We start from the raw sequence: 16169 nt of genomic DNA on the forward strand, positions 1-16169 counted from the left end.
TAAATTATTCAATGAGAGCAAAATCAATTTTTAAAATTTTGAAACATCATCAAACTTTCTAATGTTTGCTATAGTCATCTTATTTAATTGATGAAACTCAAAAGCCACAGTTCCCCAATTTTTTAAAGAGGCTGGGGATTTTCTGTGTTCCGAATAAATGAGGATTGCTGTAGTAGCTAAAACTACATTCACCGCCAGTTAAGATTACAGCCAGAAAAATTTGACATTACCATCTTACAATCTGCTCGACTACTGCTGAGAGCGCATTAGAGCGCTTAAAATAACTTTTAGTTAAGTGCCGATTTGACGAGCTATAAGCACGCATAATCCGTGTTAGCTAGGCGGATAGGCTTTTAATGATGACTTTAGCTGAGGGGGTTTTCCTAAAGTTAAGACTACTATTAAAATGGAAACTATTGATTATGAGGAATAGACAAGAATGACCCAAGTGATTCTTGGAGAGAACGAAGCAATAGACTCAGCTTTACGTCGGTTTAAACGCCAGGTTTCCAAAGCTGGGATATTAGCTGATGTGAAATATCATCGGCACTTTGAAACACCCATTGAAAAACGCAAACGTAAGGCAGTGGCAGCTAGACGCAAAAGAACTTTTAAATAAACCTATGAGCTTTGAGGGATGGCTTCGTTTCTCTTGGAAGCACTGAAGAGAGAATTGCGATCGCGCACACTCTGTTTCTCTAGGGATGTGTAGCGTAATCACTGTAAGCCATTATTCTCACAAAATTTAAGAAAACTATGCCGCACCTCAATTAGGGTATAGAGCGCGTTAAAGGCTTTATTTAGGCTGGATGGAGCTAATCAAATCGCTGTCCATAAACCAAAATAAGCGCCTTTACCAAACTTAGCCCTAAGACTCAGAATTATTAATGGTGCGGCTATTACAAACATTCATCGCCTTTTCTACTCCCTGCTTGAGGCTTAGTTCAATACACTCAACCACGAACTGAAGTACAAGAGACATTTGCTGATTTTCGGCGGCAGAAAATCGCCCCAGAACGTGGGAGACAGTATCCGAATCATCGTTATTAGCTGCACCTTTAGGCTTACCGATACCGATTCGCAAACGGGGAAAGTTTTGGGTACTCAAATGTGCGATCGCACTTTTCATCCCGTTATGTCCCCCAGCCGAACCAGATAAGCGCAGCCGAGTTTTTCCCAAAGGCAAATCCATATCGTCATAAATCACCAGCACTGACTCAGGCGGCAATTTATACCAACTTGTCACCGCTTGAATTGACTGTCCTGAGCGATTCATATAAGTTAACGGCTTTAGCAAGCGAATCTTACCTCCACCTGGGGCCATACCTTCGCCGTACTCACCTTGAAACTTGCGGTTTTCTGCCAAGGAAATGCGCCAAGAACGGCAGAGGGCTTCTACAGCAGCAAAGCCGATATTATGGCGTGTTTGGTCATACTTGCTTTCTGGATTCCCCAACCCGACAATTAGCTGGGGAATCACCAAAGCTGGTTGCTTAACAGCTTCTGTCATTTTGCCTACAGTCAATTGATATGCATCACTCACCTAGTACAATGTCTAAGTTAGTTTTGAGGGTTTGTAGTAAGCACTTCAGTGCTTAAAATTCAGGACTAAAGTCCTTACTACGAACTTGTTCACCCCTGGTAACTAATAAGACAAACTACTAGCTAGGTTGGGAAGAACTAGCGGTATCCTGCTCCGATTTAGCAGGGTAGATTTGCTTAGGTTCCAATTCAGCAGTAGTTTTGACAGCTTCTTCTAACTGTTCTGCTTCTTTTTGAAACTCGTTTTGAAAATCCTTAGAAGCTTCTTGAAAACTACGAATTGTTTTGCCCACACTCCGACCAATTTCTGGCAGCTTCTTTGGCCCAAAGATTAACAGCGCCACTACCATAATTACGCCCATTTCCGGCAGACCGATACCAAATATATTCATTTTTGTCTCCTGTCAACTATAGAATCACTACAGAAACTTATATATTATGTAGTCTACTCAATAGTTAGTATGCACTGACCATTCATAAAAAAAACCCGGAAGAACCGGGCGTAACTTTACTTGTTATCCAAACTTGATAGCTGTGTATCTGTTAGCGTCCTAAACTCCGCCAATCGACATTTACATCCTGAACTAAGAGTGATCTATTGTAAAGTTGCAGAATAATCAGCAAAAACACAAAAAATAGTCCCATAAAAACAGCCATCACAGGGGTAGTACCCCAACCTGGAGCCACTTTTCCATACTCAGAGTTAAGTGGTTTTAGGATATCTCCCAACCTAGTCCTTTGTGCCATAGTTCACCTAATATTACTTGCCAAAGCTTTTTTTAATCTTCTGTAATATTCTATAAGAATAGCACTCATCATCTATCCCTCAATTATGGAACCCGCAATAGTTCTTAGCATTTCTATGGCCGCCGTGGTAGTTGCCATCACCGGTATTTCAATTTATACCTCTTTTGGCCCTCCTAGCAAGGAATTGAACGATCCCTTTGACGATCATGAAGATTAAAAGAGTCATTTGTCATTGGTCTATGGAAAACCACAATTGGCCACTGACACAGCAATAGTGACTCACTCTAGCCTGGAATTTATCGCTGGTATGACCTTGAAGCCGGCGATTTTCCAAGGCTGTATTGTTAAAATTTGTTGCCCAGATGAGAATTCAGTAGTGGAGGAACGCTCTAACAAATCTACTGTATCTCCTAGATTTAACCCTAAATTACTTTGCAAAGATAACTCGGCTGTTTCTCCGTGACATTCATAACACCGCAGAATTAACTGCTGTGGGTCATCTTCAGATGGCTTCAACGCCATCAAGATTAAATTTTCATCTGATAAATCTAGGAAACTCACCCCCAACTCATCTTTAGCAGCAGAAAGGGAAGGATTTTCATTAGCAGGATTCAATATGACTTGTAACGGTATATTCAATTCATAGCCACGCCGTACCGTATGGGCTGATTCCCAGCTACCAGCATGAGGATACAGGGTATACGTAAACTCATGAAAACCTTTATCAGCCTCTGAGTCTGGCCAATTAGGGCTGCGTAGCAGTGTTAGTCGGAGTTGATTGGGTTTGCTGTCGTAACCGTATTTACAATCATTCAGCAAACTAACTCCGTAAATACCCTCCTGTGTTTCTCCTGTCAAATCAGCCCAACGCAAAGCAGGGACTTCCCATTTTGCCTCTTCTACGGGGGTTTGCGGTTTCGTTGGCCGGCGAATCGCGCCACAGGGAATTTCATAAGTAGCAAAGTCTGCTTCGATATTCAGAGGAAAAGCAGCTTTTACCAATACATGATTTTCTTGCCAATTGACAGTAGTAGCTATCTTCAACAGGGGTGAACCAGCTTGCAGAATATAGTCTTGGCAAAATTCCGATTCACCCAATTGACGCACCACGCGCACACGACTTTGCAGTGGCCCTTGTTCTAACCACTGAATAGATTGAAGATTGGTTGAGGGTAAGGGATGTTGGGTATAGTTGGGGTCTATATTCCAAGCATCCCAATATTGACCGCTATCTTTAAAAGCTTGTAGTTGATTCCCTGCACCACTCAAAAGTTCTCGTTGATAAGTTTTATCAAAAACACTTGATAAATCTCCCGTATCAGGATCGATGACAACTCGCAAGAATTCATTTTCTAAAATCCAGTCTGGGAGGAGTGAGGGAGATGGGGGAGATGAGGGGGATGAGGGGGAAAGCCAAAATATGCGGTAGCCTACGGGTGGAATTTCGCTGGCGAGAAATAGTAGTGTTGATGGTTCAGATAATTGAGAGACAACCTGCTTTCCAGAAGTATCGTAAATCTGCCATTCTTCAGGTGTGGGTAAGGCTAGAGAGACTACCTCAGAACGCTGCCAATTGAGAGAATTAAAAACGAAAATAGGCAAACTATTGAGTTTTGGTGGTTCTGATAGAGTAATGTGAGATGCGATCGCTAAAAGTGATTCTTGTAATATCTTCGTTCCGACTTGTTCCACTTGCTGCCACTGGGGTAACGCATCTGTGTAAACCTGAGTAATTGAAGAACCAGGTAAAATATCGTGAAACTGTTGAAATAAAACCTGCTTCCAAGCTGCTTCAATTTCTGCTTTGGGATATGTCACACCACAACTTACGGTTGCCAAGGTAGCAAATAGTTCAGCTTGATACAATAAATTTTCACAACGACGATTCCAGCGTTTTTGGTCTGCGTGGGTAGTGTAGCAACCGCGATGAAATTCGAGGTATAGTTCGTCATCCCAGGTGGGGAAGGGAGGGGAGGCAGGGGGGGAATTATTATTACTGACAGACGCGATGAATCGCGTCTCTACAATTTGCTGTAAATATTTTTCAGCCGTCGTGAATTCGATATCTGGGAAAAAAGGTGACTTTTGCCAGCGTTGGGCGGTTTCTAACATATCACGGGTGGGGCCGCCGCCGTGGTCGCCGACACCGGGAAGCCAGAGGGATTCTGATAAACCAGTTTGGGATTGCCATTCCAGAGCGTAGGATGCCATTTTAACAGGGTCAATGTTTTCACCGATAGGTGCAGACATCAAACTAAACACTTCGCTGCCATCAGGCGATCGCCACCAAAAAGCCCCATAATCAAATTTAGTAGTATCATTCCACCGCAACTTCTGGGTGACAAAATACTCAATTCCGGCATTAGCGAAAAACTGCGGTAAAGTTGCACAGAAACCAAAAGTATCTGGAACCCATACCATAGTTGAAAGCTTACCAAACTTTTCCTGGATATAGCGTTGACCATACAATAGCTGACGGACTATTGATTCACCAGAAATTAGATTGAGTTCCGGTTCCACCCACATCCCGCCGACAACTTCCCAACGTCCAGCAGCTACCTGTGCTTGAATCGCCTGAAACAAATCCGGGCGATGTTCCTCAATCCAAGCGTAAAGTGCAGGAGTCGAATGACAGAAAATTAACTCAGGGAAATCTGCTTGCAACTTCAGAACCGACTCAAAAGTATTTTGCGCCGCATTCCAAGTTTCACTCACAGGCCATAGCCATGCTAAATCTAAGTGAGCATGACCCAATAAGAAAATTTTAGATTTTTGATCCCCCCAACCCCCGGCTAAGATATCGGATTGAATTAAATTTTGGCGTAGAGACAAAACCGATTTTACTAACTCTTCCTTCGCGTCCTTTGCGCCTTCGCGGTTCGTAACCTCTTCCACCACCTCCACCAAAACATCTAACTTCTCCGGCGCAAACCTTTCCAAATAAAGTTGCACCACAGCTAATTCATCAGCCACAAAACCCGGATCGGGATTATTATCAACAATAGACTCATAAACTAGGAGCGATCGCACTAAAGCACCATCACAATGTCCCGGACTCACTAACCGCAAAGCCACAACAAACTCTTCCCCTGGCTTCACTCCCTGGCTGAGAAGCACTCTCGGCGAACAATCAAATAAATCACCCTCCAGTACTAACTCCCCATTCACATAAATCTCAGCAGAATCCGCCCACCAAACCAGCGCCAGGCGCAAAGATAACCCAGCTAAAGGATAACCCTGTAAATCTTGGGGCACTACCAACCTTTGCACTAGCCATAGTACATTTTTCCCACCTGTCCAAGCGATATGTTCTTTAGCATTCAACTGAACAGGTTGCCAATGAGACAAATCAGCAGCTAAAACATCAGTAATCATCAGGTCAGATTCCTGGTATAGCCAGCTAGACTGAAGATTAACTTGGCAAAAAGAGCGCAGTTGCTCAATTGCTTGTGAGATGATTTTGGTATGAGATTGAGAGACAGTCGGGGTCATATATTCGCTAAGATTAGGTGTTGGTTGTTTTTATTGTTTGGCGCGAGTCTCACAACTTAACAAGACTTGAACTAAAAAATTACTACTATGTCTTCTGGTTCCTCTGGTCGTTATCAAAGCAGACTATTTAACTTTGTCCACCAGCAATCTCGGCGGGTGACACAACAGTGGGAACACACCTTCCGGCATTTGCAAGTTGCCACTAAGTGGGGTGTGGAGGCACTACTTTACCCAGTGTATCTACTGTTTCAGTCATCTGAATCATCCGGGAAAACGCTACAGACTAAGGAGCCACAAACTAGACTAAAGTTACAACCAAATGATACCGATTTCCAGTCCGAAATTCCAAATGCTGATAGTCCTATTCAACAAGTACTAGAAGCAGTCAATTACGTGTTGTCAGATGAAGCCGTCTCAACCCCTGCAAAAACATCTGTAACTTTCAATCCCTTGGCTTTAGTAGGAATTTTTCGGCTGAAGTTTGTTGATAAAAACTCGACAAATAACGTAAGTTATATAGAATATTCAAGTATCACAGAGAATAAAGCAGAGATTATCAATTTACAGCAAGATAACGCTCTAAAACAGCATTTTCCAGCAGTGCGGGGAATTGCTACAAATCTGATAAATCGGAGTTTAGTACTTGTTACTAACGAAAATGAAATTCTAGATATTTTGACACCCCAGCAGCAGGCAAAGTTAGAAGATCGAATTATTAACGAAATTGCTAATTACTGGCAGTCATGGCGGTTGATTATAGCCAAAAAAGAAACGGAGCTATTACCACAAATTGACCGTTTATTAGCAAAACTTACTGACGGAAATACAACCAAAATTCCAGCTTTAGCTGAGGGGATATCAAAAGATTTACTTAATACTGAAAGATTACTGGCATTTCTAGATATAGCTGTTGCTAAGTTGGAGTCAAATGCTTTAGTCCCTGTGCAAGAACGTAGCCAGGAAATTGTTCAAGTTGCCCAAACTCAGTTAAACATTTTTCTTTATGGCAAAGAGCAATTAGCTGCTAGGGGAGAAATTGCAACTACTAATGATGGTTTGGAAACTCATACACTGAATATTCAAGCTTTGATTGAGGCGGCGCTTAATTACTTTTTTGGTGTTGGTAATAGAAAAACACTTGATTCAAGAACCAGTGATGAGCGATTACCGGGTAAACTACTCTCATCACGTTTTAGGAAAGCTTTAGCAAAAAGCTCTGTGATGGAGAACCAGGATTTAAGCATTGATCCTTGGTTAACATGGAATGATTTATTTGGGGATACCGAAACCGTTGCTGACAAATCAGTGATAGGTTCTCAAGTTCAAAAACCTGCTTTAGCTGCAATATCAGTAGGGCATTTTCCCCAAAATAACTTAACTGTAAAACAACCTAAAATCGGATCTGGTTTGGTGCAAAGAAAACAAGCAGCTAATAATCTTGCCTCAAGCCAAAAAACATCTAGAAAAATTTCCTCTGCAAAACAAACTCAAGTCCATACTTCCCTAACTAAACGCGAGATTCGTAAAGGGGAAATTTTGCAACAGCAATTTACTCAAAGTAGTCAAGTTGAAGCACAGCCAGACTGGATAGAAACTAAAGCAACTTCAATAGGTTATGAAAAACATCCATTAGAACAAATTCTGGAATGGGTTGATTATGCTATGCTCTGGCTAGAAGAAAGATTTGTCAGAATTTTTCAGTCATTACGGCAACTATGGCAGGGAAAATAATTCGTATATTAAGATAGTCGCATTTAATCTGGGTTTACAGGTTTACATCTGTAACCTAATTTTGAAAAATTGGTATAATCTGGAAGATATTTTTTAATAACCTATTATAATATTCAAAATTATTCACAAATCAGAATAATTAAAGCCTCCTTGCGAGAAGCTTACCTTGGTGTGAGCGCTCAGTGTGAAACAATCAGGATAAAATTTGATGAACCAATATATGAATTATAATGATAACTGAAAATATTTCAAATAAATGTCCTGTTTGTGGTAATGAAGGAATTTCTACTCGTTCATTATCTAGAAAAAATATTATTAGCGAATTAGAAGATTATTTTGCTGAAAAGCCTCCAGAAAAAATTGAAATAATAGACTATGAGATACAGCAATGTAAAAATTGCTCACTTGAATATTCTCTACCTTTAGAAGCAGGTAGCCAGTCATTTTACCAATGGGTTACTACTAGAGTAGGTTATTATCCAGAGTCTAGATGGGAATGGTTGCCTGTAATTGAGCAAATAAATCAGCGAAAAAAACAAGATTCGATTTCTATCTTAGATGTCGGCTGTGGAGGAGGAAATTTTCTTGAAATTGCCAAAAAACTTTCAAATACTCGTATAGTTGGTTTGGATACAACTCCAGAATCTGTTGAAAAATGTCAGGCTAGAGGATTGGAAGTTTACTGTGAAACAATTGAAAGTTTTCACAATAAATTTTCTCATGAAAGGTTTAACTATATATTGTCTTTTCATTGCTTAGAGCATATTAGTCAACCAAAGCAATTTATTGCATCAATGTTTTCTGTTCTGAAACCGATGGGTAGTATATTTATCAGCACTCCTTATTCACCTATGTCGGTTGAGTCAGACTGGTTTGATATATTAAATTACCCACCACATCATCTGCTACGCTGGAATAAAAAATCTTACGAAGAACTAGCACGTCAATTAGGGTGTGAGATAAAATTTTATATGCCGCCTGCAAACTCTGTTCTAGCGAGAACAACAAACAATTTTAGTTTATCTAAATTTGGAAAAAATCAAACAGTATCTAAGTCGAAGTTATTTCAAGAAATTATCAAAAACCCTATTTTATTTTTGAAAATATTCTCTTATCAATTAAGGCGCGATCGCGTTAATAGAAGTGTTGCCGCAGATATTGTATTAGTGGAATTAAAGCTCTCCTCAAAAATCAAATAGAATTCCTCTTCTTTGTTCTGAAAATACGTAAAAAATTAACCAGATGATTGACCATAGCGATCGCATCGCATCTCGTAAAGAAGGCAGATTTCAAGGTGTTGGAGGACTTGACCTATATTACCAAAGCTGGCATCCAGAGGGTAAAGTAAGGGCAATATTAGCCATTGTGCATGGACTGGGAGGGCACAGCGATCGCTACAGTAATGTAATTCAGCATTTGATACCTAAGCAATATGCCATCTACGCCTTAGACTTGCGTGGTCATGGACGCTCACCAGGTCAGCAAGGCTATATCAACGCTTGGGGTGAGTTTCGGGAAGATTTGGGAGCCTTTTTACAGTTAATTCAGACTCAGAATCCTGGATGCCCAATTTTTCTTTTGGGTCATAGTTTAGGTGGGGTGATTGTTTTAGATTATATTCTGCGCTATCCCCAACAAGCATCAGTTTTGCAAGGTGCGATCGCTCTTGCGCCAACCTTGGGGAAAGTTGGGATTTCACCGATTCGGGTACTTTTAGGAAAAATGCTCTCACGAGTGTGGCCGCGTTTTACACTGAATACAGGCATTGACATCAGTGCTGGTTCACGAGATCCGCAGGTTTTAGCTGCGATCGCTCAGGATACACTGCGACATACCCTTGGTACTGCCCGTTTAGCTACAGAATTTTTTGCAACAGTTGATTGGATTAATGCTCACGCAGGTGATTGGCAATTACCATTGTTGATTCTCCACGGTGGTGCAGACCGAGTTGCTTTACCTGCGGGAAGTGACATCTTTTTTCAACGGGTAAACTGTAAAGATAAGCTGAGAATTGAGTATCCAGAAGCCTATCACGAAATTCAGCGTGACCTCAATTATCGAGAGGTAATGGCTGATTTGGAGGATTGGTTAGAGCGACATCTACCACCCGAAACAGCACAGTTAGGAAGGGGAAGTGGTGAGTTAGAGTTTCCTAGTTTTTAAAAGCTAAGTTTTATTACCTTTAAGTAAGCTTCTCTGTGAAACCCAAAAATTTAGATCCATTCTACTAAGTAAAGTTCTTAATATAATTACTCCGATTTACTTCTATTAAAGAGGTAATTTTGCCTTGAAAAATAATAACTACAGTGTTGTTGGATCAACCGCTACAATTCCTTCAGACACATAACGAACGAAATCTTTAGTATTGAATGTTAAAATATGCGTCACACTATTTGCCTTCATATTAGCAACGAGACGAGCATCATGCACCTGGACACCTGACACACTGAATGCGACAACAAGCTTACGCCACTCAGGGTAAATAGTAGGCATATCAGGCAACAATGGAAAAAGGCGCTCAATCAGTCTTAGCAGCCGATCTGCATCTGTTGGTGTCAAGCCAAATCCGTTTTTTGTGGCTGGTCTTGTAGCAATATTCCAAAACTCAACACAGTTTTGCACGGTGATTTGCAGTGTATGTCCATCGCGTCGCAGTTTTCTAATTGCAGTTCGTATTATTGGGTGTAGTGGGTGAGTGCGATCTACAAAACGCAATAGGATGTTAGTGTCTATGAGGTATACCACTGCTAAGGATGATCCTCGTAAATACTCTCACGAGTCACAGCATAATCTGACAGCATTGGTAAATTTGACTCAACACATAGCGCAAATTCGTCAGCTAACTTATCTGCAATTAGTTCAAACTCCTGATTATTCAGTTGACCCTGTGTCTGAAGCTTTGCCATCAACTGAGTGCGCTTTCCTTCTTGACCTTTGCACTGTTGATCTTGAAAGATTAGCTCTTGAAGATATTCACTGGCTGAACTATAATCGCCTTTAGCTACTTGTTCTTCGACAAAGACTTTCATCGACTCAGGTAAGAAAATCTGAATGTTAGTCATAATCTAGTGAGCGATTTTATCTACTACGTTAGCATTGCGATCGCATCTACTTCTATCAAACAAGCGATCGCATATTAAAGAGTCAGCTATGTACATTATCTGAAAAATATGTTGCTGAAGATACAGAGTTTTTACCAACCAAGATAGGTTCTCCCTTTACTCCTCCACGGGTAAGAGTACAAATCTTATAAAGGTTTTCGCACTCAAAGATTGCCATAACTAGCTCTTTTCCCGTTTGATAAGAGGATGGTAATGGTTTACCTACCTCGCATTCCATATCAATTTCGCGATCGCGCCACTGTAACTTCCAAATACGCTTTTCGGTTATTGGTGCTTTAACAGACTGAGCGATCGCACTATACACCTGCTCTGCTTTAATATCATCCTTGGCTGCTGGCACAAAAAACTTCATAGGCTTCGGTTACAACTAACGTAAATTTCACTAGCATCAGCGTAACGCAGTTACCAAGGTAATCGGCTTCCATCCCACGAAAAAAACTGTCCGCTATCGCCTTCTTGAAGCTGTTCAATCACAGTTAATAATTGGGTAACAGTGCGTTCCACTGAGAATAATTTTTCCGCAGGTACATTTCCCTGGAAAGGACGGGAAAGGCGCGTATCAGTTGTACCAGGATGCAATGTCACTATTAATGCTTTAGGACAACTTCTTTTATACTCAATTGCCGCAGTTCGCATCAACATATTGAGTGCTGCTTTAGAAGCGCGATAGCCATACCATCCACCAAGTTTATTATCGCCAATACTGCCCAATTTGGCAGAAATATTAGCAAACACGCTACGTTCTCCATGACGAAACAAAGGCAATAGATGTTTAGCCAGTAAAACAGCACCAATACTATTTATCTGAAAGTAGCGCAGCAAATTTTCTGAATTGATCTGTTTTAAGCTTTTTTCTGGTTGTAAAGTATCTTCATGCAACAGTCCTACACAGTTGACTACCAAATGCAGTTTGTCAACTTGGGTACGTATTTTTTGAACAGCTTCAACAATCTGTAACTCGTCAGTAATATCCATCTCCAAACAAATTAATCGCTCAGAATGTTCGCCTGCAAGAGCTATTAAATCGGAGGCTGATTCCGGTTGACGAGAAGTTGCATAAACTTTGGCTATTCTGTTATCTTGTAGCAATTTTTTTACAAAACCCAAACCAATACCTTGGCTAGCTCCTACAATCAATATATTCATAGGATTAATTTCATCGATAAAAGACATATTAATTTAGGTCACTTGTGGAGGTATTTCATATTCGTAGCGAGAGACGAAATAAGGGCCAACTTGTCTGTCGCTGTGGTGACGGAAACCAAAGTTTTCATATAGTGCTTTCAAGGGCGGACGCGAAGCATCGCAATCTAAACGTAAATAACGTTTACCAAATGTTTGTGCGTGTTTAACAGCCCAAGCCAGCAATGCCAAAGAGACTTTACCGCCAGAGTATTGTCGCCGGATAGCAAGACGATGTAAAAATGCTGACTCTTCCTGAGAAATGTCGGGCCAGAAAAGTAAATCTTCAAGCTGAAACTTGATTGTACCAGCTGGTTCACCATCACACTCCGCAATAAAATACAAGCCGTTAGCAACATCTTCCGAGATACTTTCTAGCGATAGCTCGCTATCACCCCACAGAGGTACACCACGCTCTTGGAGCCACAAAGCTGCTTCTAACAATACATCAGAGACTATCACCGTATCTTGTATGGTTGCTTGGCGAATTGAGATGTACATTTAGTTATTAATTTTAGGTTGGAAAAAACATGAGATGAGTGCTTAATGCACCCTATTTTTAAGTCAATTACAAACTAGATATTGCTAATTGGTTTGCTAAAGAAAGCGCGGCCGCATCGTATTTCCAATAAGGAGAAAATTTCATTAGGTCTTGTAACATAACAAAAACTGGTTTATCAACTATGTCATCTATAGTTAAAGAATCTATTTTTTGATCAATCACAGTCATAATGAATTCTCCTTGATAACTGCCAACTGCCCAAATACTCGCATCACCTCCTCCTCCAGTAGTAACTTTGATAAACTCTTCAAAGAAAAAATCAACATCTTTTCTAAAAACTGGCATAACTAGCTATTTTTTTGTAACGAAAAAAGGAAAAATTTGGGTTTGGTAGAAAGTCACTTACCAATGCAAAATTTACTAAAAATTCTATCCAAAACTGATTCTGTAACTTCCTCACCAGTGATTTCTCCTAGTGCTTGAATTGCACCGCGTAAGTCAATTGTCCAGAAATCAAGAGGGAGTTGCTGGGCAATTGTTGCTTGTACTTGTTCCAAAGAAATTTTAGCTTGAGTTAAAGCTGCTGATTGCCTCTGGTTAATCGCTAAATCCATATCAGCAGCTTGGACTTTTCCGGCGTTAACTATATCTAAAATTACTGTTTCTAAAGCATCAATGCCTTGATTTTGGGCTGCGGCTGTGAAAATTTTAGATTTTGAATTTGGTATTTCAGATTGAAGACTTTTTCTTTCGCTTTCTTCTATTAAATCGATTTTGTTAATAACTAAAATTAACGGACGGTGTTGCACTTGTTCATAAATTTCTCGATCGCCTTCTGTCCAACCTGCTGAAGCATCAATGGTAAGCAAAACTAAATCAGCTGCATTGGCAGCACGACGCGATCGCTCCACACCAATTTTTTCCACCTGATCTGTAGTTTCCCGAATCCCGGCAGTATCTAGCACTTGTACGGGAATTCCCCCGACAACTAGCTGGGATTCAACCACATCGCGGGTTGTACCGGGTAAGTCTGTGACGATCGCGCGATCGCTCTGGCTCCAAGCGTTCAATAAGCTCGACTTACCCACGTTTGGCCGCCCAACAATTGCCACTTTTAAACCTGTGCGTAGCAACTCACCTTTATCTTTGGTTGCCAATAACCTCGTTATTTCATCGGCGATTTTTTCGATTTCTGATATTATTGCTTTATCATCCAACGGCGGTAAGTCTTCCTCAAAATCAATTCGAGCTTCGATTTCTGCCAAAATATCCAAACAGTTAGCGCGTAACTGCCGGATTGGATGAGCTAATTTTCCCTGTAAACCAGCTAAGGCAGTTTGGGCAGCTTGAGGCGATTTAGCTCCCACTAAGTCAGCAATACCTTCGGCTTGAGTTAAATCCAATCGTCCATTCAAAAAGGCGCGGAGGGTAAATTCTCCGGGTTGGGCTAGTCTAGCGCCATTTTCTAAACACAGTTGTAATACCTGTTGCACTGCCATTATCCCCCCGTGGCAATGGAATTCCACAACATCTTCACGGGTGTAAGAACGGGGTGCTTTCATAATCAGCAACAGGGCTTCATCTACCAACTGTTGGGTTTGGGGATGACGAATATAACCGTAGAGAATCCGGTGACTTTCCCAAACTTGTCGCCCTGGTGTGTGAAAAAGAGTTTGGGCTAGAGCCATTGCTTCAGAACCAGATACCCGCACAATACCCACACTACCCTGTTGGGGAACAACAGCAGTTGCGATCGCAGCGATGGTTCCAGTAGTAGCAAAAACTTCTGACATGAGCGCCTTTCATAAGAGTGAGAAGTTAGGAGTCAAAATCATAACTCATAACTGATAACTTTCTAAATGGTAAGTATTTAGACTAATAGGATAGCAACTGGCAAGGTAAAATTTACCTAGAGGGTAATGCCTGATAGTAAAGAGTTAGGGGTGAATATTAGAACTCACAACTTTATAACTTATAAGTTTTAGAGAGAGGAATTTACTGTGGAGCAAAAGATTAACTGTGCTGTAGCCTGTGTTAACGGGTGTGTTTTAGGGGATAAATGCCCCAACATCGAATTTAGAGAGGCCGCTGCAAAATTTATTGAAGAGACTCCCTTAGACAAAATGTTGGAGTTGGCACAAGAACGCCTGCGGAAAAAAATAACGGAACCGCCAAAATGGGTTTTACCTGAAGATTTATAGCATTCGCGCCGACAGGCACAAAGCTTGACAGCGTGGAAGTTAAATAGTATCTGGATCTATATTTAATTCTCGCAGTTTTGCCGCCAAGCGATCGCTGCGTTGCTTTTCTTGTTCAGCGCGTTGCTTTTCGTATTCAGCGCGTTGTTTCTCTTCTTGTGCAACTTCTTGTGGTGTCGAAATTACCTCTCCATCAGGAGTAACAAAGCGCAACTTTTCTTCATAAATACCTAAATATAAACCTAGCTGTTGACTCCACAACCAGCCTTGGGAATTTGGTTCCAACGGTTGATATTCACCATCAAGTAAATGGAACCCTGCAAATTCTAACGTTTCTGGATCAAACCAGAAATAATCTGGTGTACGAAAGATATCTTGGTAAATTTGTTTTTTTAGTCCCTTGTCAGTATCACCTGTGCTATCTGAGAGAATTTCTATAATTAGATTAGGATATTTGCCATCTTCTTCCCAGACAACCCAGCTTTTACGGGGTTTGCGTTCAGTCCCCAGTACGACAAAAAAATCTGGCCCCCGGAAGTTCTCTGATTTACGCTGGCGTGGACTGTAGTAAATCGTCAGATTACCCGATGCATAAAAGTCATTGCGATTTTGCCACAACCACTCCAAGCATTGGATGAGCAGTGTCATTTGTAGCCGATGTAAGTCAGTTTCCAAAGGCGGTTCGTCACTATATAAATCCCCTGGGGGAAATATACCATCTTCTGGGGTTTCTAAATCTTGGGCTACAGACATGGCAACAAGTGTCTAAGTACTTTAAGTGTGGAGGCTAAATAGCATCTGAATCTATATTTAATTCTTACAGTTTTGCCGCCAAGCGATCGCTACTTTGATGACATCCTCACAACCAAGTCTCAATTAAGGATTTGTGCCTTGGCGATCGCTTCTGACCGATATTCTGCGAATTATGCTTCGCATATAGGTTTTGCAACTTATCTGACAAATTGACCAGTTATTGCTATGCAATTGTTGGCTATGTCACACCAAAAGATTTAGTATTTTGCCTGAACTGCAAGGTCATCCATTTGCTTGATTGCATTCCAATCAATCGCAGCAACCCACAAGTATTCTTCAGTTGAATACTGTACCACTCCCTCTACTTCTAAATCCTCACTGTATAATGTAAGCAATTTTCCGTCTTGCAATTCAATGTTCTGACGAGCTAGGTCTTCAACTGTGCCAATACAATTTAGACGTAGGCGACCTTGATTATCAGCATTATGAAAATCAGCAAAGATTCTAGGCGTATTCATAAGCTTTCTCTAATAACTATTGTTCTCGTGCTGGATTTGGATATGTGGGCATAAGAAGATTGCTAATTTGTTCAGGGGTTAAGCCACTTAAGGTAGCATGATGTGGGCTTCTTCCTGATATTTGGATTACATCTCCTTCTATCTATTTTGCGAACCTCACTTACTGTTGTAACACCAACCTGCCCATGAGGAATATTCACTGCCAGTTCTTTTACAGATAATCCTAAAGCACATTCTACAGAAATTCCAGTAATTCCGCAGGGGTGAGTTCCCATTCCACGCCTGATATCTTCTGGACGATTGCGACCTCCTCGAACTACTAACGCTTCGTCTAGAATTCTCTGCGGTGACTCAGCGTTAGATGAATCGCCAGACTCTCGAA

Annotated in this window: 20 protein-coding genes and 1 pseudogene; 7 read left to right on the top strand and 14 right to left on the bottom strand. The window is 41.0% G+C overall.

Features of this window, described 5'->3' with window-relative positions; all coding sequences use genetic code 11:
* The first annotated feature begins 439 nt into the window (after positions 1-439).
* The gene (gene rpsU / locus VB732_RS33530) at positions 440-619 is read left to right on the top strand and encodes a 30S ribosomal protein S21 (protein ID WP_012410658.1); all 180 of its coding nucleotides are present in this window, start codon (positions 440-442) and stop codon (positions 617-619) included.
* 249 nt (positions 620-868) lie between these two features.
* On the opposite strand, the gene pth is transcribed toward rpsU, so the two are convergent.
* The 3 genes from pth to psbH form a co-directional block, all read right to left on the bottom strand.
* The gene (pth, locus tag VB732_RS33535) at positions 869-1510 is read right to left on the bottom strand and encodes an aminoacyl-tRNA hydrolase (protein WP_323235150.1); all 642 of its coding nucleotides are present in this window, start codon (positions 1508-1510) and stop codon (positions 869-871) included.
* 151 nt (positions 1511-1661) lie between these two features.
* Positions 1662-1934, bottom strand: coding sequence for a TatA/E family twin arginine-targeting protein translocase (locus VB732_RS33540; protein ID WP_323202573.1), 273 nt, complete (start codon positions 1932-1934; stop codon positions 1662-1664).
* A 151-nt stretch (positions 1935-2085) separates the two neighbouring features.
* On the bottom strand, positions 2086-2289 hold the full coding sequence (gene psbH, locus VB732_RS33545; RefSeq protein ID WP_323235151.1) for a photosystem II reaction center phosphoprotein PsbH: 204 nt from the start codon (positions 2287-2289) through the stop codon (positions 2086-2088).
* An 85-nt stretch (positions 2290-2374) separates the two neighbouring features.
* Between psbH and psbN the strand changes: the two genes are divergently transcribed.
* Positions 2375-2506: a photosystem II reaction center protein PsbN gene (psbN, locus tag VB732_RS33550; protein WP_012410654.1), complete on the top strand. Its 132-nt coding sequence runs from the start codon at positions 2375-2377 to the stop codon at positions 2504-2506.
* Between the two features lie 62 nt (positions 2507-2568).
* On the opposite strand, the gene VB732_RS33555 is transcribed toward psbN, so the two are convergent.
* On the bottom strand, positions 2569-5781 hold the full coding sequence (locus VB732_RS33555) for an alpha-mannosidase (protein WP_323235152.1): 3213 nt from the start codon (positions 5779-5781) through the stop codon (positions 2569-2571).
* Positions 5782-5868: 87 nt separating this feature from the next.
* Here VB732_RS33555 and VB732_RS33560 point away from each other — a divergent pair, with 87 nt between their 5' ends.
* From VB732_RS33560 to VB732_RS33570, 3 genes are all read left to right on the top strand, one after another.
* Positions 5869-7512, top strand: a complete 1644-nt coding sequence (locus VB732_RS33560) for a hypothetical protein (RefSeq protein WP_323235153.1) — start codon at positions 5869-5871, stop codon at positions 7510-7512.
* Positions 7513-7742: 230 nt separating this feature from the next.
* Positions 7743-8711, top strand: a complete 969-nt coding sequence (locus VB732_RS33565) for a class I SAM-dependent methyltransferase (RefSeq protein ID WP_323235154.1) — start codon at positions 7743-7745, stop codon at positions 8709-8711.
* Positions 8712-8754: 43 nt separating this feature from the next.
* Entirely contained in the window at positions 8755-9675 is a 921-nt protein-coding gene (locus tag VB732_RS33570) for an alpha/beta hydrolase (protein ID WP_323235155.1), read from the top strand.
* Positions 9676-9813: 138 nt separating this feature from the next.
* Here VB732_RS33570 and VB732_RS33575 read toward each other — a convergent pair whose 3' ends face one another.
* The 7 genes from VB732_RS33575 to mnmE all read right to left on the bottom strand — a co-directional run bounded on the left by VB732_RS33575 (position 9814) and on the right by mnmE (position 14111).
* Complete coding sequence (locus VB732_RS33575) at positions 9814-10257, bottom strand: type II toxin-antitoxin system VapC family toxin (protein ID WP_323235156.1); 444 nt, start codon at positions 10255-10257, stop codon at positions 9814-9816.
* A 2-nt stretch (positions 10258-10259) separates the two neighbouring features.
* The gene (locus tag VB732_RS33580) at positions 10260-10574 is read right to left on the bottom strand and encodes a hypothetical protein (protein WP_323235157.1); all 315 of its coding nucleotides are present in this window, start codon (positions 10572-10574) and stop codon (positions 10260-10262) included.
* A gap of 82 nt (positions 10575-10656) precedes the next feature.
* Positions 10657-10986 (bottom strand): hypothetical protein, encoded by a 330-nt coding sequence (locus VB732_RS33585; protein ID WP_323235158.1) that lies wholly within the window; start codon positions 10984-10986, stop codon positions 10657-10659.
* 50 nt (positions 10987-11036) lie between these two features.
* Entirely contained in the window at positions 11037-11807 is a 771-nt protein-coding gene (locus VB732_RS33590; RefSeq protein WP_323235159.1) for an SDR family NAD(P)-dependent oxidoreductase, read from the bottom strand.
* Positions 11808-11813: 6 nt separating this feature from the next.
* Complete coding sequence (locus VB732_RS33595; RefSeq protein WP_323235160.1) at positions 11814-12317, bottom strand: GNAT family N-acetyltransferase; 504 nt, start codon at positions 12315-12317, stop codon at positions 11814-11816.
* A gap of 67 nt (positions 12318-12384) precedes the next feature.
* Positions 12385-12663, bottom strand: coding sequence for a hypothetical protein (locus tag VB732_RS33600; protein ID WP_323235161.1), 279 nt, complete (start codon positions 12661-12663; stop codon positions 12385-12387).
* 53 nt (positions 12664-12716) lie between these two features.
* Entirely contained in the window at positions 12717-14111 is a 1395-nt protein-coding gene (gene mnmE / locus VB732_RS33605; protein ID WP_323235162.1) for a tRNA uridine-5-carboxymethylaminomethyl(34) synthesis GTPase MnmE, read from the bottom strand.
* A 207-nt stretch (positions 14112-14318) separates the two neighbouring features.
* Between mnmE and VB732_RS33610 the strand changes: the two genes are divergently transcribed.
* On the top strand, positions 14319-14519 hold the full coding sequence (locus VB732_RS33610) for a hypothetical protein (protein WP_323235163.1): 201 nt from the start codon (positions 14319-14321) through the stop codon (positions 14517-14519).
* A 39-nt stretch (positions 14520-14558) separates the two neighbouring features.
* On the opposite strand, the gene VB732_RS33615 is transcribed toward VB732_RS33610, so the two are convergent.
* On the bottom strand, positions 14559-15269 hold the full coding sequence (locus tag VB732_RS33615; RefSeq protein ID WP_323235164.1) for a Uma2 family endonuclease: 711 nt from the start codon (positions 15267-15269) through the stop codon (positions 14559-14561).
* Between the two features lie 72 nt (positions 15270-15341).
* Between VB732_RS33615 and VB732_RS33620 the strand changes: the two genes are divergently transcribed.
* Complete coding sequence (locus VB732_RS33620; protein ID WP_323235165.1) at positions 15342-15482, top strand: hypothetical protein; 141 nt, start codon at positions 15342-15344, stop codon at positions 15480-15482.
* Between the two features lie 44 nt (positions 15483-15526).
* On the opposite strand, the gene VB732_RS33625 is transcribed toward VB732_RS33620, so the two are convergent.
* Both VB732_RS33625 and VB732_RS33630 read right to left on the bottom strand, forming a co-directional pair.
* Positions 15527-15787 (bottom strand): hypothetical protein, encoded by a 261-nt coding sequence (locus VB732_RS33625; protein ID WP_323235166.1) that lies wholly within the window; start codon positions 15785-15787, stop codon positions 15527-15529.
* A 71-nt stretch (positions 15788-15858) separates the two neighbouring features.
* A pseudogene (locus VB732_RS33630) lies at positions 15859-16169 on the bottom strand (hypothetical protein); the annotation flags it as partial.

It is taken from the genome of Nostoc sp. UHCC 0252 (genome assembly GCF_034931145.1).
GTDB lineage: Bacteria > Cyanobacteriota > Cyanobacteriia > Cyanobacteriales > Nostocaceae > Nostoc.